Origin of the sequence: Rivihabitans pingtungensis (assembly GCF_003201855.1) — a bacterium.
GTDB lineage: Bacteria > Pseudomonadota > Gammaproteobacteria > Burkholderiales > Aquaspirillaceae > Rivihabitans > Rivihabitans pingtungensis.
Map to the genome: position 1 here is coordinate 18,871 of NZ_QJKI01000024.1, position 19,657 is coordinate 38,527.

At 63.9% G+C, this 19,657-nt stretch carries 20 protein-coding genes; 9 read left to right on the forward strand and 11 right to left on the reverse strand.

What is annotated here, in order from left to right; genetic code table 11:
- Window positions 1-427: 427 nt before the first annotated feature.
- From DFR34_RS13945 to DFR34_RS13965, 5 genes are all read right to left on the reverse strand, one after another.
- Window positions 428-979, reverse strand: a complete 552-nt coding sequence (locus tag DFR34_RS13945) for an OmpA family protein (RefSeq protein WP_110391770.1) — start codon at window positions 977-979, stop codon at window positions 428-430.
- 29 nt (window positions 980-1,008) lie between these two features.
- Window positions 1,009-2,289: a Tol-Pal system beta propeller repeat protein TolB gene (gene tolB, locus DFR34_RS13950; protein WP_110391771.1), complete on the reverse strand. Its 1,281-nt coding sequence runs from the start codon at window positions 2,287-2,289 to the stop codon at window positions 1,009-1,011.
- A gap of 42 nt (window positions 2,290-2,331) precedes the next feature.
- The gene (gene tolA, locus DFR34_RS13955) at window positions 2,332-3,645 is read right to left on the reverse strand and encodes a cell envelope integrity protein TolA (RefSeq protein WP_245906898.1); all 1,314 of its coding nucleotides are present in this window, start codon (window positions 3,643-3,645) and stop codon (window positions 2,332-2,334) included.
- A gap of 3 nt (window positions 3,646-3,648) precedes the next feature.
- Window positions 3,649-4,059, reverse strand: a complete 411-nt coding sequence (locus tag DFR34_RS13960) for an ExbD/TolR family protein (RefSeq protein WP_110391772.1) — start codon at window positions 4,057-4,059, stop codon at window positions 3,649-3,651.
- Between the two features lie 148 nt (window positions 4,060-4,207).
- The gene (locus tag DFR34_RS13965; protein ID WP_245906899.1) at window positions 4,208-4,393 is read right to left on the reverse strand and encodes a DUF3460 family protein; all 186 of its coding nucleotides are present in this window, start codon (window positions 4,391-4,393) and stop codon (window positions 4,208-4,210) included.
- A 179-nt stretch (window positions 4,394-4,572) separates the two neighbouring features.
- On the opposite strand from DFR34_RS13965, the gene ruvA reads away from it, so the two are divergent.
- The 3 genes from ruvA to ruvB are packed head-to-tail and all read left to right on the forward strand — an operon-like array spanning window position 4,573 to window position 6,876.
- Window positions 4,573-5,163 carry a Holliday junction branch migration protein RuvA gene (gene ruvA, locus DFR34_RS13970; RefSeq protein ID WP_110391774.1) on the forward strand — a complete coding sequence of 197 codons (591 nt, stop codon included), beginning with the start codon at window positions 4,573-4,575 and terminating at the stop codon, window positions 5,161-5,163.
- On the forward strand, window positions 5,160-5,819 hold the full coding sequence (locus tag DFR34_RS13975) for a phosphatase PAP2 family protein (protein ID WP_110391775.1): 660 nt from the start codon (window positions 5,160-5,162) through the stop codon (window positions 5,817-5,819). Before ruvA ends, DFR34_RS13975 begins: the two co-directional genes overlap by 4 nt.
- Window positions 5,820-5,829: 10 nt before the next feature.
- Window positions 5,830-6,876 (forward strand): Holliday junction branch migration DNA helicase RuvB, encoded by a 1,047-nt coding sequence (gene ruvB, locus DFR34_RS13980; protein ID WP_110391776.1) that lies wholly within the window; start codon window positions 5,830-5,832, stop codon window positions 6,874-6,876.
- Here ruvB and DFR34_RS13985 read toward each other — a convergent pair whose 3' ends face one another.
- A complete protein-coding gene (locus DFR34_RS13985) occupies window positions 6,877-7,569 on the reverse strand; it encodes an enoyl-CoA hydratase/isomerase family protein (RefSeq protein ID WP_158281838.1) in 693 nt (230 codons plus the stop codon). It lies immediately after the preceding gene.
- A gap of 292 nt (window positions 7,570-7,861) precedes the next feature.
- Here DFR34_RS13985 and DFR34_RS13990 point away from each other — a divergent pair, with 292 nt between their 5' ends.
- The 4 genes from DFR34_RS13990 (at window position 7,862) to DFR34_RS14000 (ending at window position 12,692) form a co-directional block, all read left to right on the forward strand.
- Entirely contained in the window at window positions 7,862-10,021 is a 2,160-nt protein-coding gene (locus tag DFR34_RS13990; protein WP_110391778.1) for a UvrD-helicase domain-containing protein, read from the forward strand.
- Between the two features lie 51 nt (window positions 10,022-10,072).
- On the forward strand, window positions 10,073-11,908 hold the full coding sequence (locus DFR34_RS13995) for a tetratricopeptide repeat-containing response regulator (RefSeq protein ID WP_110391779.1): 1,836 nt from the start codon (window positions 10,073-10,075) through the stop codon (window positions 11,906-11,908).
- Between the two features lie 240 nt (window positions 11,909-12,148).
- Complete coding sequence (locus DFR34_RS17205; protein ID WP_158281839.1) at window positions 12,149-12,301, forward strand: hypothetical protein; 153 nt, start codon at window positions 12,149-12,151, stop codon at window positions 12,299-12,301.
- 175 nt (window positions 12,302-12,476) lie between these two features.
- Window positions 12,477-12,692, forward strand: a complete 216-nt coding sequence (locus tag DFR34_RS14000) for an HP1242/YdcH family protein (protein ID WP_110391802.1) — start codon at window positions 12,477-12,479, stop codon at window positions 12,690-12,692.
- A 127-nt stretch (window positions 12,693-12,819) separates the two neighbouring features.
- On the opposite strand, the gene DFR34_RS14005 is transcribed toward DFR34_RS14000, so the two are convergent.
- The 4 genes from DFR34_RS14005 to DFR34_RS14020 are packed head-to-tail and all read right to left on the reverse strand — an operon-like array spanning window position 12,820 to window position 16,026.
- Complete coding sequence (locus tag DFR34_RS14005) at window positions 12,820-13,680, reverse strand: patatin-like phospholipase family protein (protein ID WP_110391780.1); 861 nt, start codon at window positions 13,678-13,680, stop codon at window positions 12,820-12,822.
- A 2-nt stretch (window positions 13,681-13,682) separates the two neighbouring features.
- Entirely contained in the window at window positions 13,683-14,591 is a 909-nt protein-coding gene (gene bioC / locus DFR34_RS14010; RefSeq protein WP_110391781.1) for a malonyl-ACP O-methyltransferase BioC, read from the reverse strand.
- 20 nt (window positions 14,592-14,611) lie between these two features.
- The gene (gene bioH, locus DFR34_RS14015; RefSeq protein ID WP_110391782.1) at window positions 14,612-15,394 is read right to left on the reverse strand and encodes a pimeloyl-ACP methyl ester esterase BioH; all 783 of its coding nucleotides are present in this window, start codon (window positions 15,392-15,394) and stop codon (window positions 14,612-14,614) included.
- Window positions 15,391-16,026, reverse strand: coding sequence for a class I SAM-dependent methyltransferase (locus DFR34_RS14020; protein ID WP_110391783.1), 636 nt, complete (start codon window positions 16,024-16,026; stop codon window positions 15,391-15,393). Before DFR34_RS14020 ends, bioH begins: the two co-directional genes overlap by 4 nt.
- Before the next feature lie 186 nt (window positions 16,027-16,212).
- On the opposite strand from DFR34_RS14020, the gene dinD reads away from it, so the two are divergent.
- Window positions 16,213-17,235 (forward strand): DNA damage-inducible protein D, encoded by a 1,023-nt coding sequence (gene dinD, locus DFR34_RS14025; protein WP_211309426.1) that lies wholly within the window; start codon window positions 16,213-16,215, stop codon window positions 17,233-17,235.
- A 243-nt stretch (window positions 17,236-17,478) separates the two neighbouring features.
- Here the strand turns inward: dinD and DFR34_RS14030 are convergent, their stop codons facing one another.
- Window positions 17,479-18,399 carry a DMT family transporter gene (locus DFR34_RS14030; protein ID WP_110391785.1) on the reverse strand — a complete coding sequence of 307 codons (921 nt, stop codon included), beginning with the start codon at window positions 18,397-18,399 and terminating at the stop codon, window positions 17,479-17,481.
- A gap of 116 nt (window positions 18,400-18,515) precedes the next feature.
- Between DFR34_RS14030 and DFR34_RS14035 the strand changes: the two genes are divergently transcribed.
- Window positions 18,516-19,400: a LysR substrate-binding domain-containing protein gene (locus DFR34_RS14035; protein WP_110391786.1), complete on the forward strand. Its 885-nt coding sequence runs from the start codon at window positions 18,516-18,518 to the stop codon at window positions 19,398-19,400.
- Window positions 19,401-19,657 lie beyond the last annotated feature (257 nt).

The following is a 19,657-nucleotide window of genomic DNA, read 5'->3' on the forward strand; positions in this document are numbered from 1 at the left end:
TTATGAATATTTGCTTACAGCCGCTCACAAAACTCAGCGAAGCACGCCTGGCTAGGCGCGCGGCCGCAGACAGTACAAGGAGTGCGGCAAGGCCGTGCAACGACGCCAGGAGAGTTTTGTTAGCGGCTCTTTAGAGTCGCTCACAAAACCCAGCGAAGCTGGTCCTGGCTAGGCGTGTGACCGCAGACAGTACAACAAGTACGGCAAGGTCACACAACAACGCCAGGGGGTTTTGTGAGCGACTCTTAGTGTCGCCATAAGGCACAGGAGGGGTCAATCTTTGTGCAGCATTCCATTGCGCTGACGCAAGAATAATCGGCAAAGCGCGGCAAGATTGCCACGGTACAGACCGATTACGCCAATTTGCCGGCAAAAAAATGGCCGAAGCAAGATGCTTCGGCCAGATTGGCGCTAGCGTGGCGACGACTTATTCGCCGTCGTAGGCCACGTCGGCACGGCGGTTTTCGGCGTTATCCGCGTCGCTGCTGCCGGTGGCGCGCAGTTTTTCCTTGCCGTAGCTGACGGCTTCCAGCTGATTTTCCGGCACGCCCAGCACGCGCATCATGCTCTTGACGCTTTCGGCGCGACGCTGGCCCAGCGCCAGATTGTATTCACGGCTGCCCTGGGCATCGGTATTGCCCTGGATTTGCGCCTTGCGTTGCGGGTTTTTCTTCAGATAGCCGGCATGCGCCTCCACCACCGGCTTGTATTCGCCCTTGACCGCCGAGCTGTCAAAGTCAAAGTACACGCTGCGCTTGGACAGGATGCTCTTCGGGTCACGCAGCGGGTCACCGCTGCCGCTGCCATCGCCGCCCACGCCCACGCCATTGCGGCCGTAGCCGGATGCGCTCGGGTCAAGCTGGCCGTTGGCGCCATTCGTGCCATTGGCCCCGTTTGCGCCATTGGCGCCGCCGGTGCTGGAGCACGCCGCCAGCGTGGCGGCCAGCGTCAGGCCCAGAACAAGCTGGATCGCTTTCATTGTTTCATTCTCCTGTCGTGAGGGATGGTTCAGCGCGGGAAGGGGCCCCAGGCCGGTTCCTGCACATCGCCGCCCGTGGTGGCCAACCGGGTCTTGGTCAGGCCATCGCGGGTGACGGTATAGAGTACGCCGCGCCCGCCTTGCTCGGTGGCGAACAAGATCATCTTGCCATTGGGGGCAAAGCTGGGCGATTCGTCGCGGGAAGTGTCGGTCAGCGCATTGGCCTGGCCGGTGGTGAAATCATGCACCATCACCCGGTAACGGCCGCCTTCCCGGCGGATAAAGGTAAAAGACTTGCCATCCGGGGCAAAGTTCGGCGACACATTGTAATTGCCCTCGAAAGTCACCCGGCTGGCGCCGCCGCCACCGGCCGACATGCTGTAAATCTGCGGGCCACCAGCGCGGTCAGAGGTAAACAGGATGCGCGAGCCATCCGGCGAATAGTCTGGCTCGGTGTCGATGCCCGCGCTCTGGCTCAGGCGGGTGGCTTCACCGCCAGCCACCGGCACCGAATAAATCTGCGAGCCGCCGTCACGGGTCAGCACCACCGCCAGCCGGCTGCCATCGGCGCTCCAGGCCGGGGCTGAATTACTGCCCTTGAACGCCGCCACCGCATAGCGCGCGCCCGTAGCCAACGCGTGTACATACACCACCGGTTTTTTGGTTTCAAACGACACATAAGCCAGCTTGCTGCCATCCGGGCTCCAGGCCGGCGAGATGATCGGTTCGCCCGAGCGCAGCAGGGTTTGTGCGCCAGCGCCGTCAGCATCGGCCACTTGCAGCTGATAGCTGCGGCCGGTGCGCAGCACGTAGGCAATCTGGGTGGAGAACACCCCGCGCTCGCCGGTGATGGCCTGATAAATCATGTCGGCAATGCGATGCGCGGCCGCACGGCTGTCGCTGACCGGCACGGTGACCACGCCGCCGGTCAGGCGTTTTTTCTGCGCGGCGTCCATCAGATTGAACTCCACCGACAATTGCCCACCGCTGACGCTAACCCGCCCCACTGCCACGCTCATGGCGCCCGCGCCGCGCCAGGCCGGGTAGTCGATTTCGCCAGGGCTGCTGGGCGCATTGGCCACCACGCCCGGCGCCAGCACATTAAAAGCGCCCGAGCGCTGCAAGTCGTTGCGCACAATCGGGGTGATGCCGCCATTGACGCCAGCTTCGGCGGCAAAGGCCGGCAGGGCGATCACATGGCGGTTGGCGCCGCCGCCGACGATTTCAATGGTCATGTCGGCGCGGGCGGGCAGGCTGGCCAGCGTCAGCAACAGGCTGGCGGCAAGGGCGTGCAACAGACGACGCAGCATGGGGTTTCCTCGGGTAAGTTCTCGGGACATGAATAATGAGCCTCAGCGTGGGCGGAACTCCAGCTTCAGGCGACGAAAATCGGCAAACTGCGCGCCAGGCGGCAGCGGCGGAAAGGTCTTGGCCGCCCACACTGCCCGCTGCACGGCCTCATCGTAAGCCGGATTGCCAGACGATTGCAGCAGCTTGACGTCACGCACTTCCAGGCTGGGCAGCAGGGTGACTTCGACCACCGCCTTGGGGTTGCCGCTGACATTGTCGGGCACCTGCACATGCGGACGCACCCGCGCCACCACCTGGCTGATGTATTCGCCATTGCTGCTCTTGGCCCCGCTGGCGCCACCGCCTGGCGTGCCGCCGGCCGCGCCGGCCTGGGTGGTTTTGGCGTTGGGCTTGTGCGTGCTGTTGCTGCTGTTCAGGTCGGCCAGCAAGTCATCGGCAAACGGATTATTGGCCTTGGCCGGTGTTTTGCTGGCGCTGGCGCCATCACCCTTTTGCGTGGATTTGGCGTCCGCCTTGCCTTCGCCCTTGGCCTTGGCGTCCTTGCCCTCGGCGGATTTGCCATCCGGCTTGGCCTCAGGTTTTTTCACCTCGGCCTTGCTGTCGGCTTTGCTGTCGGCCTTGGCGTCGGATTTTTTTGGCTCCGGCTTGGCTTCGGGCTTGGACTCGGTTTTTTTCGGCTCAGGCTTGGGCTCAGGTTTCTTAGGTTCCGGTTTTGGCTCGGGCTTAGGCTCAGGCTTTTTCGGTTCTGGCTTGGGCTCGGGTTTCTTCGGTTCCGGTTTCGGCTCCGGCTTGGGTTCCGACTTTTTCGGCTCCGGTTTGGGCTCGGATTTCTTTGGCTCTGGTTTCGGCTCAGGCTTCTTGGGTTCCGGTTTTGGCTCCGGTTTCTTCGGCTCGGGTTTAGGCTCCGGCTTGGGCTCGGGCTTTTTCGGTTCCGGCTTTTTTTCTTCCGGCTTGTGCTTGGGCTCGGGTTTGCTTTCTTTGGCCTTGAAAGCGATATCCGGGCGCGCCGACGGCGGCTCGGGCGCTTGCACCGGGGCCGGGCGGGGCGCAGGCGCGGCCTTGACTGGCGGCGCAGGCGGCGGGGCAACAGGTTCTGGTTCCGGCTCGGGTGCTGGCTCGGGTGCTGGCTCGGGGGCCGGTGTTGGCGCCGGTTCGGGTTTGGCGGGCGCTGGCAAGGCGGGCGCACCAGCGCTGCCCGGCATCGGCGGCGGCGCCGACCACAGTTCGACACCCAACGGCGCTTGCACGCGCACCGGCTCGGGCGAAAACGACAGGGTCAGCACCAACGCCAGCAGGATGTGCAGCGCCAGCGAAACGGCAAAACCCAGGCGATGACGGGGCGTGCGCTCACTCACCGCTTACGACTCCGTTTTCACCAGCAGCCCCAAGCGGGCGTAGCCGCGTTGTTGCAGCTCGCGCATCACCGCCATCACCTTGTCGTAGGCCACGGTTTTGTCGCCAGAAATCACCACGGCGCGTTGTTTATCGCCGCCAGTGAGGGTTTCCAGCTGGCTGGCCAACCCGGCCAGATCGCCCACCGGGTGGGCGCTGCCCTTGTCGCTGACGCTGTAATTGCCTTGCGCGTCGATCAGCACCTGCACCGGCTCGCTTTCCACTTGCGCGGCCTTGCCCACGCTGGGCAGGTTGACTACGCCAGGCGAAAACATCGGCGTGGTGACCATGAAAATCACCAGAAGCACCAGCATCACGTCGATGTAGGGCACGACATTCATCTGGCTCATCGAGCGGCGGGGGCGGCGGTTCAGCATGGGCGGTCAGCGGCGGGGAGGGCGGAAAGCATGATCATACACGCGGGAGACAGAAGCTTGAGGACTGCGGCCGGGCAAAAAAGTTCGCTCCAAAAGGCAACGCCCGGCCAAGCCGGGCGAACCTACCGCATCTGGCGCAGCAGCAAAATCAGTCCGGCTGGTAGACGTAGGGCTTTTGCTGCACCTTGGCTTCTTGAAAGCCGCGCTGCTCGTTGACGTCCACTTGCTTGTCCCACCAGGTCAGGCGCAGGCGCTGCTGGTCTTCGGCGACCGACGGGTTCTTTTGCAGAAAGTCGTTCATGAATGTGGTGTAGTCGGATTGGTACATGGACATGGCGGGCGGCTCCCGGTTGGCGAATGGGCGCTATTGTAACGGAGTTGGCCGGCGCTGCCGATATTCGCGCGGGTTTCTGCCGCCCCGCTGACATCGCGCCGGGTGCGCAATTGCGCTGGCTGGCTTACCATTTGCGCCGGCGCGCCCGCGCCTGACTCAACCCCGGAAAGCCTGACGCCATGATCGGACGCCTGAGCGGCCGCCTGCTGGAAAAGCTCCCCCCGCACTTGCTACTGGATGTGCAAGGGGTGGGCTACGAAGTGGACGCGCCGATGACCACCTTTTACCAACTGCCCGCCGTGGGCGAGGCGGTGACGCTGCACATTCACCAAGTGGTGCGCGAAGACGCGCTGCTGCTGTACGGCTTTGCCAGCCGCGCCGAGCGCGAGACGTTTCGCCAGTTGCTCAAGGTCAGCGGCATCGGCGCCAAGATTGCCCTGGCGATTTTGTCCAGTCTGTCGGCCGACGAACTGGCGCTGGCGGTGGCCGGCGAAAACGTTGCCCGCCTGTCCAAGGTGCCGGGCATTGGCAAAAAAACCGCCGAGCGACTGATTCTGGAGCTGCGCGGCAAGCTGGGCGTGGCCGCCAGCGACAGCCCGGCGGCGCTGCCGATGCAGGCCGGCAACGACGCCAGCGCCGACATCACCCACGCCTTGCTGGCGCTGGGCTACAACGACAAAGAAGCCAGCGCGGCGGTGAAAACCCTGCCGGCCGGCACCAAGCTGGAAGACGGCATCCGCCTGGCGCTGAAAGCGCTGGTGAAGGCATGAGCCGCGCGCTGTTTCGTCGCCAGCGGCGCACTACACCTTGGCTGGCGCTGGGTGGGATGAGCGGCTTTGCCCTGTTGGCGCTGGGGTTTGCCCACCCGCCAGTCAGCACGCTGGACGCCGAACTGGGCCAGGCGCTGTTTGCCTGGCGCGATGGCGCGCTGGCGCAGGCCTGCGTGGCGCTGGCCCGGCTGTTTGACGGGCTGGGCCACGCCCCGGTGCAGGCGGCCTGGGTGGTGTTGATTGCCGTCCTGCTGGCCAGCCTGGGCGGCGACCGCCCGGCGGCCGGCGTGCTGGTGATGGCGATGCTCGGCCAGTGGGGGGTGAACCAGCTGGGCAAAACCCTGATCGACCGTCCGCGCCCGCAGCTCGACCCGCAGCTGTACACCGTTGGCGCGTCGTTTCCCAGCGGCCACGCCATGAGCGCCACCGTGCTGTATGGCTTTTTGCTGCTGTGGCTGTGGCCGCGCTGCCGCCCCGGCCTGCGGCCGTGGCTGGCGCTGGCCGCCATCGGCTGGATTGCCGCGCAGGCGCTGGCGCGCCCGCTGTTGGGCGCCCATTATTTAAGCGACGTGCTGGCCGGCGTGGCGCTGGGCCTGGCTTGCCTGGCCCCGGCGCACGCCTGGCTGACGCAGCGCGACTCCCACGCATTTGCATAAAGACCCGACGATGATCGAACCCGACGCCCTTTCCGCTGGCCCCGCCCCCACCCGGCTGGTGGCCGCCCAGACCCAATCCAGCCAGGAAGACGCGCTGGAGCGCGCGCTGCGCCCGCGCCAGCTGGATGAATACGTCGGCCAGCACAAGGCGCGCGGCCAGCTGGAAATCTTTATCGAAGCGGCAAAAAAACGCGGCGAAGCACTGGACCATGTGCTGCTGTTTGGCCCGCCCGGCCTGGGTAAAACCACGCTGGCGCACATCATCGCCCGTGAACTGGGGGTGAACCTGCGCCAGACGTCTGGCCCGGTGCTGGAGCGCGCGGGCGACCTGGCCGCGCTGCTGACCAACCTGGAACCGCACGATGTGCTGTTCATCGACGAAATCCACCGCCTGAGCCCGGTGGTGGAAGAAATCTTGTACCCGGCGCTGGAAGACTATCAGCTGGACATCATGATTGGCGAAGGCCCGGCGGCGCGCTCGGTCAAGCTGGATTTGCCGCCCTTCACCCTGGTGGGGGCCACCACCCGCGCCGGCATGCTGACCAACCCCTTGCGCGACCGCTTTGGCATCACCGCCCGGCTGGAGTTTTACAGCGCCGAAGAGCTGACGCGGATTGTCACCCGCTCGGCCGGGCTGTTGCAGGTGCAGATTGCCGACGACGGCGCCCATGAAATCGCCCGCCGCGCGCGCGGCACCCCGCGCATTGCCAACCGCCTGCTGCGCCGGGTGCGCGACTTTGCCGAAGTGCGCAGCGATGGCCGCGTCAGCCGCGAGATTGCCGACGCGGCGTTGTCGATGCTGGATGTGGATCACGCCGGCCTGGATGTGATGGACCGCAAACTGCTGTCGGCGATTATCGAAAAATTCAGCGGCGGCCCGGTCGGGCTGGACAATGTGGCGGCGGCGATTGGCGAAAGCGCCGACACCATCGAAGACGTGCTGGAACCGTATTTGATTCAGCAAGGCCTGCTGCAACGCACCCCGCGCGGGCGCATGGCCACCGTGCTGGCCTACCAGCACTTTGGCCTGAGCGCGCCGGAGCGCTTGCCGGGATAATCAGGCGGCTGATTTGGCCTGCGGGGCAAACTTGGCCCAGCGCGGGCGCAGCAGGCGTTTCAGCCGGGTGTAGGCCACGCGGTCCTTGCTGGCCAGTTGGGCGGCCAGCGCCAGGGTTTCCGGCAGCAGCGCCTCAGCCGACAGCGCACGGTCGACAATTTGCCGCGCGGCGGCTTCTTCGCCGCCCAGCGCACGGCCGGTCATCACCATTTCCCAGCGCGCCTGCTCGTTGGGCAGGGTGTTCACGCACTCAACCATGGCCGGCGACAGGCCGAGCTTGAGGTCGATTTCCGGAAAGCAGATGCGGCCACGGTCGGCGCGCATGGTGCGAAAATCACAGGCGCTGGCAATCAGCGCGCCGCCACCATAGGCATTGCCGCTGATGCAAGCCACGGTGGGCAGGTTCAGCCAGGCGATGCGGCCCAGAAACCTATCCAGGCGCGGCACAAAATGGTCGAATAGATAGGCCATGCCCTTGCTGCGGATGTAGTCCAAGTCAATGCCATTGCTCCAGGCTTTTTCGTGATTGGACGCCAGCACCAGGGCGCGATTGGCCGCCGGGTCGGCTTCGATGGCGTCCAGGTGGACGGTCAGCTCGTCCAGCCAGGCGTCGTCCATCACATTGCCTTTGTCGCCATTGATCATGGTCAGCACATAGACGCTGTCTTGCAGCTCGAGGGTGAAATACGCCATGAATCTTCTCCATTCTCCAGGGTGGTGCGGGCCATCTAAGGTGAGCTCGCCAGACGGCAGCATATCCAAACGTTTGTTTGAATTCAAGCCAAAACCCGCGTGCTTACCCTACAACATGCCAGAATGTGCCGCCAGTGCCGCATTCGCCATCGGCATCTTGCCAAAACCGGCAGGATTTCCAGCAAAATCAAGCGCTCGCACCACCCAGCAGCCGCCAGAACACTGGCAGCCACACTCGGTCATTGCCGCCAAATTCAGGTAGAATCGCGCGTTTGCCTTGCTTGAGAGCCTCATGTTTTCCGATCATCTGGCCGGCTTGAACCCGGAACAATTGCGCGCAGTGACGCTGGGCGCGGGCTCGGCGCTGGTGCTGGCCGGCGCCGGTAGCGGCAAAACCCGGGTGCTGACCACGCGCATTGCCTGGCTGATTGCCAACCAGCGCGCCATGGCGGCCAATATCATGGCGGTGACCTTCACCAACAAAGCCGCGCGCGAAATGCACACCCGGCTGTCGGCCATGCTGCCGCTGAACCCGCGCGGCATGTGGATTGGCACTTTTCACGGCCTGGCCAACCGCTTTTTGCGCGCGCACTGGCGCGACGCCGGCCTGCCGCAAACCTTCACCATTCTGGACATGCAAGACCAGTTGGCGGCGATCAAGCGGCTGATGAAGGCGCTGCAAGTGTCGGACGAGAAATTTCCGCCGCGCCAGGTGCAGGCGTTTATCAACAACCATAAAGAGCAAGGCCTGCGCGCCGAGGCGCTCAAGCCCTACGACGCCTTCAACGCCAAGCTCACCGAGCTGTACGCCGCCTACGACGCGCAATGCCGGCGCGAAGGCGTGGTGGACTTTGCCGAACTGCTGCTGCGCAGCTATGAAATGCTCAATAGCAACGAGGCGCTGCGCGAGCATTACCGCGCGCGCTTTTCGCATATTCTGGTGGACGAATTTCAGGACACCAACAAGCTGCAATACGCCTGGCTGTGCCTGTTTGCCGGCCCGCACGCCAGCGTGTTCGCCGTCGGCGACGATGACCAGTCGATCTATGCCTTCCGGGGCGCCGAGGTGGGCAATATGCGCCGGCTGATGGCGGATTTTCAGGTGGGCGAGCCGATCAAGCTGGAGCAAAACTACCGCTCCTGCGGCAATATTCTGGATGCCGCCAATGCGCTGATTCAGCACAACGACGGCCGGCTGGGCAAAAACCTGTGGACCGACGCCGGCGCTGGCGAGCCCATCCGCCTGTATCGCGGCTGGAACGACGCCGACGAAGCGCAATTCATCGTTGATGAAGTGCGCGCGCTACGCCGCGACGGCGGCGCGCTGGCCGAGATGGCGGTGCTGTATCGCTCGAACGCCCAGTCGCGGGTGCTGGAGCACGCGCTGTTTCAAGCCGGCCTGCCTTATCGGGTGTATGGCGGCCTGCGCTTTTTCGAGCGCCAGGAAATCAAGCACGCGCTGGCGTATTTGCGCCTGGTGGCCAGCCCGGACGACGACAATGCCTTGCTGCGGGTGATCAATGTGCCGGCGCGCGGCATTGGCGCACGCACGGTGGAAAACCTGCAAACTGCCTCGCGCGAGCGCGGCGTCAGCCTGTGGCAGGCCGCCTGCGGCCAGGGCGGCGGGCGCAGCGCCGCCAGCCTGGGCAAGTTTGTGCTATTGATTGAACAACTGCGCGCCGACGCCGAGCGCTTGTCATTTGCCCAGCTGGTCAGCCATTTGATCGCCGCCAGCGGCCTGCGCGCCATGTACGAGGCCGATAAAGATGGCGAAGACCGGCTGGAAAACCTGGACGAGCTGATTTCGGCGGCGGTGAGCTTTGCCCCGGAAGACCCGGCGCAGATCATCGCCGAGTTTCTGGCGCACGCCTCGCTGGAAGCCGGCGAACACCAGGCTGGCGCCGGCGAGGACGCCTTGCAGCTGATGACCGTGCACGCGGCCAAGGGCCTGGAATTCGCTTCGGTGTTTGTCTCCGGCCTGGAAGAAGGGCTGTTTCCGCACGAGAATTCACTGAACGACGCGCACGGCGTCGAAGAAGAGCGGCGCTTGATGTATGTGGCGATCACCCGCGCGCGGCAGCGCTTGTATTTGACGCAAGCGCAACAACGTATGCTGCACGGCCAGACCCGCTACCCGCTGCCGTCGCGTTTCATGGAAGAAATTCCAGCAAGTTTGACAAAAAACCTCTCCGAAACGATGACGGCCGGATTATCATCTCGCGGCAATCACGGCACGCGCCCGGCGCCTGCCGCCCCCCGGCACCAGGCATCGACAAACGCCGTGTTGCCAGGTGGCTGGCGCATTGGCCAATCGGTGACTCACCCGAAATTCGGTAGCGGTGTTATCCTGAACGCCGAAGCATTGGGTGAGGAATTGAGGCTGTATGTCAATTTCGCCGAACACGGCGCGAAATGGCTGGACATGCGGTTTGCCAAGCTGACTCCGGCTTGATTCGCGACCTGATGACGAAATGGACTCTCACGCATTCACGGAACTGAGCCTATGAAAGATCAACAACTGTCGGCTTCTTATCAAACCCTGGTGAACCGCACCAATCCGAAGTTGATGACCCACGACGATCAGAACCCTTATTCGTCCAAACTGATCCTGATCATCGACTCGGTGCCTGAGATGCAGCGGGCGCTGACCATGACCCTGGCCAGCTTTGGCGCCAACAAGGTGGAATTCGCCACCCGACCGGGCGACGCCATGGCCAAGCTGGCCCGCTATTCTTTTGATATCGTGCTGTGCGACTTTGACCTGGGCAATGGCTACGACGGCCTGCACCTGCTGGAAGAAGCCAAAACACGCAATCTGCTCAAGCAATCCTGCGTGTTCATGATCGTCTCGGGCGAACGCCGCTCGCAGCGCGTGCTGGCCGCTGCCGAGCTGGAGCCGGATGGCTATCTGATCAAGCCGTTTACCGGCGAACAGCTGCGCGTGCGCCTGGATCGCGCCATGCGCCGGCGCGAGGCGTTCCGCTGCGTGGACGACGCGCTCAAGCAAAACGACCTCCTGGTGGCGATCAACTCCTGCAACGATCGTATTTCGCAGGGCGATGAATTCGCGCTGGATTTCATGCGCCTGCGCGGCAGCCTGTCGCTGAAGATTGGCGATTATCTGTCGGCCAAATCGCTGTACGAAGAAGTGATGGCGATCAAGGCGCAGCCGTGGGCACAACTGGGCCTGGCCAAATCGCTGACCCAGCTCAAGCAGTACGACGAAGCCAAGGTGATGTTTGACGAGGTGCTGTCGAAAAACGGCCGGGTGATGGAAGCCTACGACTGGCTGGCCAAGCTGTACGAAGCACAAAACGACATGTCCGCCGCCCAGGAAACCCTGGAAAACGCCGTGCAGCTGTCGCCGCTGGCCATTCGCCGGCAAAAAGAGCTGGCAGAAGTCGCCGTGCAAAATCACGACTACGACACCGCCGAGCGCGCACTGAAAAAAACCATCGACGTGGCCAAATATTCGGTTTACCGCGCGGTCGAAGACTACGCCGCGCTGGCGCGGGTGCAAATCGCCAAGGGCGACCTGCAATCGGCCAACCAGACCGCTGGCACCGTGCGCCGTGAATTCCGCCACAATCCTGTGGCCGAGTGGATGGCCACCATCATCGACAGCCAGGTGTTCAAAAAACAAGGCCAGCCGCATCGTGGCCGCGAATTGCTGGACGAAGCCATCAAGCGCATGCCGGAGCTGGAAGAAAAGCTCTCGCAGCAGGCCAAGATGGAACTGATTCAGGCCTGCTACGCTCAGGGCCGCGAAGATGTCGGCAACAGCATGGTGCAGCAGATCGTGCGCAACAACCACGATAACCAGCATGTGCTGGAGCGCCTGACCCGCATTTACGAACAGGTGGACCGCCTGGAAGTGGGCAAGCAGCTGATTGCCGAAAACGTGCAATCGGTGGTGGACATCAACAACCAAGCCGTGCGTCTGGCGCAATCCGGCCAGTTGGAAGACGCCGTACAGATGTTCATGCAGGCGGTGGAAGAGCTGCCACAGAACCAGCAGATTCTGCTCAACGCCGTCAACGCCATCCTGGCCATGGTGCACCGCAAGGGCTGGCACGAAACCCATATGGCCCATGCATATCACTTCCTGGAGCGCGTGCGGCAGATGGACGCGCTGAACGGCAAATACCAGAAGCTGCAACACTCCTACCGCCAGGTGATCGAACAGCACGGCAAACAGCAATGGACGCCGGTGCTGCCAAAAACCGAAGAAGAACTGGCCGCCGAAGCGGCTGCGGCAGAAGAAGCCGCCGCCCAGGCTGCTGCGCTCAAGGCCAACAAGGGCAAGCCGGTGCCGGCACCGGGCAAAACGGTCAGTTGATCGTCGCCTACGGCCATAGCGCAAGATGGGGCGCGCCCGCCAGGGCCGCCCCATTTTTCTGGCCCAAACAGGTCATGCCAAGTGGCAGGCAAGCAATTGTTTTGATGACGTTTATGATAGCAAGCAAGTCAGTGTGACAAGATTGCGACATCTGTATGCGCCATGATGGCCAGACACTGGTCAAGAACCGTGCGCGCGCCTATGATTTGTGCAGTGCAACACAATTCTCAGGAGCGCATCATGACCGAGCAAGCCACCCCCATCGCCCACGACAGCCACGACAGCGAACAAGACACGCTGCAATTCCCCTACACCATCACCGAAAAGCTGCAAGACACCCTGCGCCAGGCGCTGGACAGCGCCGAATCGCCGCGCGATCTGGGCGTGGCCTGATGCGTGCCGGCCGGTGTCACCACACCGGCTGTCCACTTTTGTGGACACATGCACCAGCACAGTGCACATAATGTGTGCGCTGGATCAAGACAAGCCATGGTCATTCTGGGTAACATAAAGCTGTGTCATGGCGGTGATTGTCGCCGTCGTGCAGTTTTCCCCCAAGGAGACCCCAATGTTCCCCGAATACCGTGACCTGATCACCCGCCTGAAAACCGAAGACGCCCACTTCACCCGTCTGTTCGACAAGCACAACGACCTCGACCAGCGCATCAAGAACATGGAAGCCCGCATCGAGCCGGCCAGCCATGAAGAAATCGAAACCCTGAAAAAAGAAAAGCTGCACCTGAAGGATGAGCTGTACACCATCCTGCGCACGGCCGCTGCCTGATTGATCGGCCCTGCCCGATAACACAAGGCCCGCCTGACGGTCACGTCGGCGGGCCTTGTGTTATCTGGGCGTCGATATCTCGCCCAGCACGGTGCGAGCAACAGCGTTGCCACGCGCCAGAACAAGGTTACTTCAGCGCGCGCTGAATGGCCGGCAAGGCCGCTTGGGCGGCTTTTTCGCCTTCCAGAATCGCCTGGTTTTTCTGGGCGAAGTCGGTCGAGCCAATGCGGGAGATATCCGGGCGAATCACCACCGTGGCGTGTTGCAGCTCGGCCTGGCCCAGCTTCTGGCCCATGATGTTCAGCGTTTGGTCAAGCGCGCCCAGCACGCTGCCGCCACCCTTGGCGTTGGGCTTGGTGGAAATATCCACGGCGATCACGATGTCCGCACCCATCTCGCGCGCGGCGTTCACCGGCACCGGGCTGACCAGGCCGCCATCGACATATTTGCGCCCCTGAATCAACACCGGCTCGAACACTGCCGGCACGGCGGCCGAGGCGCGCACCGCCTGGCCGGTGTTGCCACGGCGGAACACCACGCGGTTGCCGTTGGCCAGATCGGTGGCCACCGCGCCAAACGGCCGCGTCAGTTTTTCAATCGGCAGATTGCGCACCTGCTGATTGATATAGCGCTCCAGCTTTTCGCCTTTCACAAAGCCGCCGTCGCCCAGCACCAAATCGCTGATCGACGCCGGGTCCAGCGCCAGCGCCATGTTTTGCAGCTGGATGCCGCTGTAGCCGGCGGCGTACAGGCTGCCCACCACCGCGCCGGCGCTGGTGCCGGTGATAATGTCCGGGCGGATGCCGTGTGACTCCAGCACCTTGATCACCCCGACATGGGCAAAGCCCTTGGCCGCGCCGCCGCCCAGCGCCAGGGCGACTTTGGGGCGGGCGGGTTGGGCGGGCGGCGGCGTGCTGGCGCAGGCGGCCAGCGCCAGGGTCAGCGCGCCCAGCAGCAGGCGGCGACGGGCAACACAAGCAGGCTTCATGATCAGGACAAATTCGGACGAGGTTGAAATTCAATCACCTGGCTGCCGTCGTCCAGCTTGCGGCTGGGGCGTTGCGCCGGCTTCCAGGCGTGGCCGTACACCACTTCGTAGGTGGCCGGCAGCTTGCCGTCGCGGCGCATGGCGTCGTAACGGGCGCTGATGTCGCGCCAGGCGGTTTTGCCCATCAGCCCGGTTTTGCGGCCGTGGGTGACATTGTGCGCGCCGATGGCTTTCAGGTCGTGCATCACCGCTTTGATGTCGTCGTAGGTGAGGACGATTTTTTCCATGTCCATCACCGGGGTGGCAAAGCCGGCGCGCACCAGCGCGTCGCCGATGTCGTGCATGTCGATAAAGCGGTTGACGTGGGTGTGGCGATCCACACCGGCAAAGGCGCGGTTCAGCTCGTTGAGTGTGTCCGGCCCCAATGTGGAAAACATCAGCAGGCCATCCACCCGCAGCGCGCGGTGGAATTCGGCAAACACCGCGTCCGGGGTGTTCACCCACTGGATGGCCAGATTGGACCAGATCATGTCCACGCTGCCGGCAGCCAGCGGCAGGCGCTCGATGTCGGCGCACAGCTGCCACGGCTCGGCGCGGCGGAACAAGCGCCCCAGCAGGCCGCCGCGCGGCGCGCTGGCTTGTTTGTCGCGCGATACGCGCAGCATCGACGGCGCCAGATCCAGCTCGATCACCTGGGCGTCCGGGTAGCGGCTGCGCAGGCCCACCGCACCGTAGCCGGTGCCGCTGCCGGCGTCCAGAATGCGCTGCGGGGCGTGGCGGATGTAATCCAGCCGCTCGCCCATGCGGTCGGACACTTCGCGCTGCAACACGGCAGCGCCGTCATAGCTGTGGGCGGCGCGGTCAAAGGCGTCGCGCACACGGGATTTATCAGTGTAAAACGGTTCGGTCATCACGGTTCCAACGCCAGGCTTTACGCATGGCGCTGCAAGAAGGGGATCAAATCGGCCACAAACTCCGCCTCGTGCGACAAGAACGGCGCATGCGAGGCCTGCGGGAATTCGGTCAGCGTGCTGCCGGCAATGGTACTGGCCAGCCAGCGCGCCGCGCCAATCGGCGTCAGCGCGTCGCGCTGGCCGTAGCTGAGGTGGGTGGGCAGATGCAGTTGGTGCAGCTCGTGGCGCACATCGCTGGTTTCCAGCACCGCCAGCGCCGCTTCCAGCGCGCTGGGGCGGCCGTGGGCGAACAGAATGTGCTTCATCTCGGCCAGCACGGCGTGCGCCGACTCGCTGCCCAGCGTTTGCAGGGCCAGAAAACGGCGCAAGGTTTGCTCAAACTGGCCGCCCAGATTGTCGGCAAACTGGCGCATCACCTGCACTGCCTGCGCGTGCGGCCAGTCGGCGCGCTGCACAAAGCACGGGCTGGAGGCCACCAGGGTCAGGCTTTTCAGCGAGGCCGGCGCATCCAGCGCCCAGCGCATGGCGGCCAGGCCGCCCAGCGACCAGCCCACCACCTGCACCGGCAGCGGAAACGTCGCTGCCAGCGCGCGCGCCAGATTGTCCAGCGTGTAGTCTTGCAGGCTGGCGCTGTGGCCGTGGCCGGGCAAGTCCACACAATGCACGGTGAACTCGTCGGCCAGCGCCTGCGCCACCCGCGACCACACCCCGCCGTGCAGGCCCCAGCCGTGCACCAGCACCACATCCGGGCCGCGCCCGACGCTCTCAAAATACAAAGAAGGCAAAGAAGACAGGTTCATGACCGTGCATGATGCGCAGAATCGGACGGTTTGACCAGTTGAATCACCCGAAAGGTTCCGCCCCACAGCGCCGGCTCGTCATGCGCCACGCGCAGCTGGGTGTAGCGCACGATATCGGCAAAGCGGCGATTGATGTCGGTGGCCAGCCAGCGCAAGGGCACGTTCAGCGCCCGCCGCCAGCCGGGCGGGCTGGCGCCGTCGGGCAAGAATTTGTCAAACACCGCCACCCGCCCACCCGGCGCCAGCACCCGCTCCACCTCGCGCAAGGTGCGGATCGGGTCGTCCACCACCGCCAGAATCAAGTGCAGCACCACCAGGGTGTAATGACCGTCCGGCGCATCCAGCGCCTCGGCGTCCATCACCTGCGCCTTGACCGTCATCCCCAGCCGCGCCGCCCGCCGCGACAAGCGCGCCAGCATGGCCGGCGAAATATCCGTGGCCAGCACCTCGCCACAGGCGCGCAGCTCGGGCAAGTCCAGCCCGGTGCCCGCCCCCACCAGCAACACCCTATCCTGCGCCCCCGGCCCGGCCAGCCGCAGCGAACGCTGGCGCTGACGGGCAAAACGGCCGGCAAACAGATCATAAATCGGTGCGTAGAGCGAGTAGCGAAGGTGAGGCCAGGAGGGGGGCATGGTAGGGCTCGGATAAGTGGGTGGGCGCGGTGCGCTGGGGCGGTGAAATGTTTGACGGCCAAGGTGGGCGGTGGTTTCCGCTGCGTATCGTATCGTGACTGCGCTTCACCACCATGGCGAACATATCAGACCGGCAGCTTGCTGAGCATGCATTTGGTACATTAGGAGAGATTCACACAAGCCTTCTTGGCGTTGTGGTATGACTTTGCCACACAGCTTGTGCGAGTCTGCGTGCGCTCAGCCAGGCGTGCCACGCCGAGTTTTGCTCGCCGCTTTGCCCAGAGAAAAGTCATTGAATCACTGAGAACACATGCCACATGGCCAACCCGACACCCAACACCAGGAACAAACCCCATGACCGACCGCCTTGTGCCCCAACTCACCGCCCGCTTTGACGAACTCAGCCAGCGCTTGCCCGAGGAGAACATTGAATTCTGGTTTGCCCGGGATTTGATGGAGCCCCTGGGCTATGCCCGTTGGGAAAACTTCATCACGGCGATCCATCGCGCCATCGAGTCGTGTCAATCAACCGGATATGATACGTCTGATCATTTTCGTGGCGTCACGAAAATGATCCAAGTGGGCAAAGGCGGCCAACGCCCTGTGGAAGACTTCATGCTCACCCGTTATGCCTGTTATTTGGTGGCTCAGAACGGTGATCCACGCAAGCAAGCGATTGCCTTTGCGCAGAGTTACTTTGCCGTTCAGACGCGCAAGCAAGAGCTGATCGAAGACCGCATGCGCTTGCAAGCCCGGATAGATGCACGCGACCGTTTGCGCGAATCCGAAAAAACCTTGTCTCAGAACATCTACGAACGTGGCGTGGACGATGCGGGTTTTGGCCGCATCCGCGCCCAAGGTGACGCTGCGCTGTTTGGTGGCCACACCACGCAAATGATGAAAGACAAATACGGCATCGTTCAGACTCGCCCTCTGGCCGACTTTCTGCCCACGCTGACCATCGCGGCCAAGAACCTGGCCACTGAAATGACCAACCACAATGTGCAACAGGCTGATTTGCAAGGCGAGCGCGCCATTACCCAAGAACATATACAAAACAACCACAGCGTGCGCAATATGCTGGGCCAGCGCGGCATCAAGCCTGAACAGCTGCCAGCCGAAGAAGACATCAAGAAGCTGGAGCGTAGAGTGAAATCCGACGAGAAAAAACTCGAAAAACAATCCGGCAAACTGCCCAAGAGCCACTAAGAGCGGCTAACAAGACTCAGCGAAGCGCTCCTGGCTAGGCGCGCGGCCGCAGACAGTACAAGGAGTACGGCAAGGTCGCGCAACGACGCCAGGAGGGTTTTGTTAGCGGCTCTAAGAGCGGCTAACAAGACTCAGCGCAGCAATCCTGAACAAGTGTGTGGCCGCAAACGTACGGCAGGCCACACCACTACGTCAGAGGGTTGTGTGAACGACGCCCGAATGAATGACATGAGGCAAATCCACTCACCGCCGCATCACCAACCCCAGGCCCGCCACAATCGGCAGCGCCCCCAATACATCGCTCAGCGTCACCGTTTCGCCCAGCAGCGCCGCCGCCAGCAGCACGCCAAACAGCGGATTGAGCAGGTGAAAGCTGCTGGCCTTGGCGGCGCCGCCGTGGCGCACCAGCCACAGCAGCATCAGCGTGGTGCCAATCGACACCACGGTGGCTTGATAGGCCAAGCTGGCCAGCACCAGCGGGGTGGGGTTGAGCTGCAAGCCTTCCGTCCACAGCGCCAGCGGCAGCAGGGTCAGGCCGCTGGCCCAGAGTTGCAGGCGGGCGATGCGCCAGGGGTTGAGCTGGCCGGCGGCGCGGCGGTTGTACAGGGTGGACGCCGCCAGCGCCAGCGCGCCGGCCAGGATCATGCCCACGCCCAGCCAGGCCTTGTGGTCCAGCGCGCTGGCGCCGCCGTTGCGGCCGGCCATGATCCACGCCACGCCGCCCATGCCGCACAGCAAGCCCAACAGTTGGCGCGCGCCCAGCGGCTCGCGCAGCCACAGCGCGGCCATGGCGGCGGTCAGCAGCGGGCTGACGCTGACCAGAATCGCCGTCAGCCCGGCCGGCACATGACGCAGGCCGTGATAGCCCAGTCCCAGATACACCACATTGGTCAGCAAGCCGGCGATCAGCGCGTGCCGCCAGGCGATGGCCGGCGCGGCGGCTTGTTGCGGCGTGTCGCCGGGCAACCAGCGGCGCAGCAGCCACAGCAGCGCGCCGGCCGCCAAAAAGCGCAGGCTGAGCAGGGTGAACGGGCCGCAGCCGGTCATCGCCTGCTTGCCGGCAATAAAGGCCGAGCTCCAGATCAGGCTGAAGGCGCAGCCGACCACGGCAATGCGCCAGGCGGGGGTGGACAGCGTAGGGGACGGCAGGGACAGGCTGGACATCACGGTCTCCGTGGGGGTCAGAACATGGCCACACTGTATCGGCGCGCCGAGTATTTGCAAAATTGATAATCCTGCCTTGATAATCAGCTTTATCAATACCCATCCTGGAGCCGCGCATGAGCTGGCACACCCGACACCTGGAGCTGGATTGGCTGCGCGCCTTGGTGACCATTGTCGATTGCGGCGGGTTTTCTGCCGCCGCCGAGCAGCTGGGCCGCAGCCAATCGGCCATCAGCCTGCAAATCAAGCGGCTGGAAGACACCGTCGGCCAGCCGGTGTTGCGGCGCAGTCAGGGCCGGGTGGACGGCCCGACCAGCGAAGGCCGGGTGCTGCTGGACTACGCCCGGCGCATGTTGCGGCTGAACGACGAGGCCTGGGCCTGCTTTGCCCAACCGCAGATGGCCGGCCGCTTGCGGCTGGGCCTGCCGGAAGAATTGATGGAACAGGTGTTCGCTCCGGTGCAGGCGGCGTTTGCCCGGCTGTATCCGCGCGTGAGCTTGTCGGTGCGCTGTGATTTGTCGGTGCGGCTGGCGGCGCTGGCCGAGGCCGGCGAGCTGGATTTGGCGCTGGCCAAGCGGGTGGGCGAGCAACCGGCCAGCCTGAGCGGCGAAGCCTGGCGGGTGTTGCGCCGCGAGCCCCTGCATTGGTTTGACGCCGAAGGCAGCAATGCCCGCGACGGCCGGCCGCTGCCGCTGGCGGTGTTTCATGAGGGCTGCGTGTTTCGCGGCGCGGCCTTGAGCGCGCTGCACGAGGCCGGCTTGAGCGGCGAGGTGCGTTTTGTCGGCAGCAGCATCGGCGCCATGCGCCACGCGGTGCTGGCCGGGCTGGCGCTGGCGCCGCTGCCGGCCAGCCTGGCGGCGCCGGGCATGCGCAGCGCCAACGACAGCCTGCCGCCCTTGCCGGCGTGCGAGCTGGTGGCGCGCTATGGGGTGGGCGAGCCGCACCCGGCGGCCGAGCGTTTGTGGGGGTTGTTTGCCGAGCAGTTAGGGAAAGGTATGTAGGGTGCCAAGGTGCCGCGCTACGCGCGGGGTATGATTTTGGGCGGGGTTTCACCCCGCACCCGACCCTATTTCTTTGTCTCGCCAAAGAAATAGGGAAAAGAAAGGCGACCCGGGCGTCGCGCCCTACGCCTACGGCTTCGGGTACCTTGCGCTTCTCGAAAGTCAGGGCCGCCACGGAATGGCGCGTCGGCTGCGCCGCCGCTTAACCGTGACGGACAACCCCCTGACTTTCTGCGATGCTCAGCGCGCCACACGGG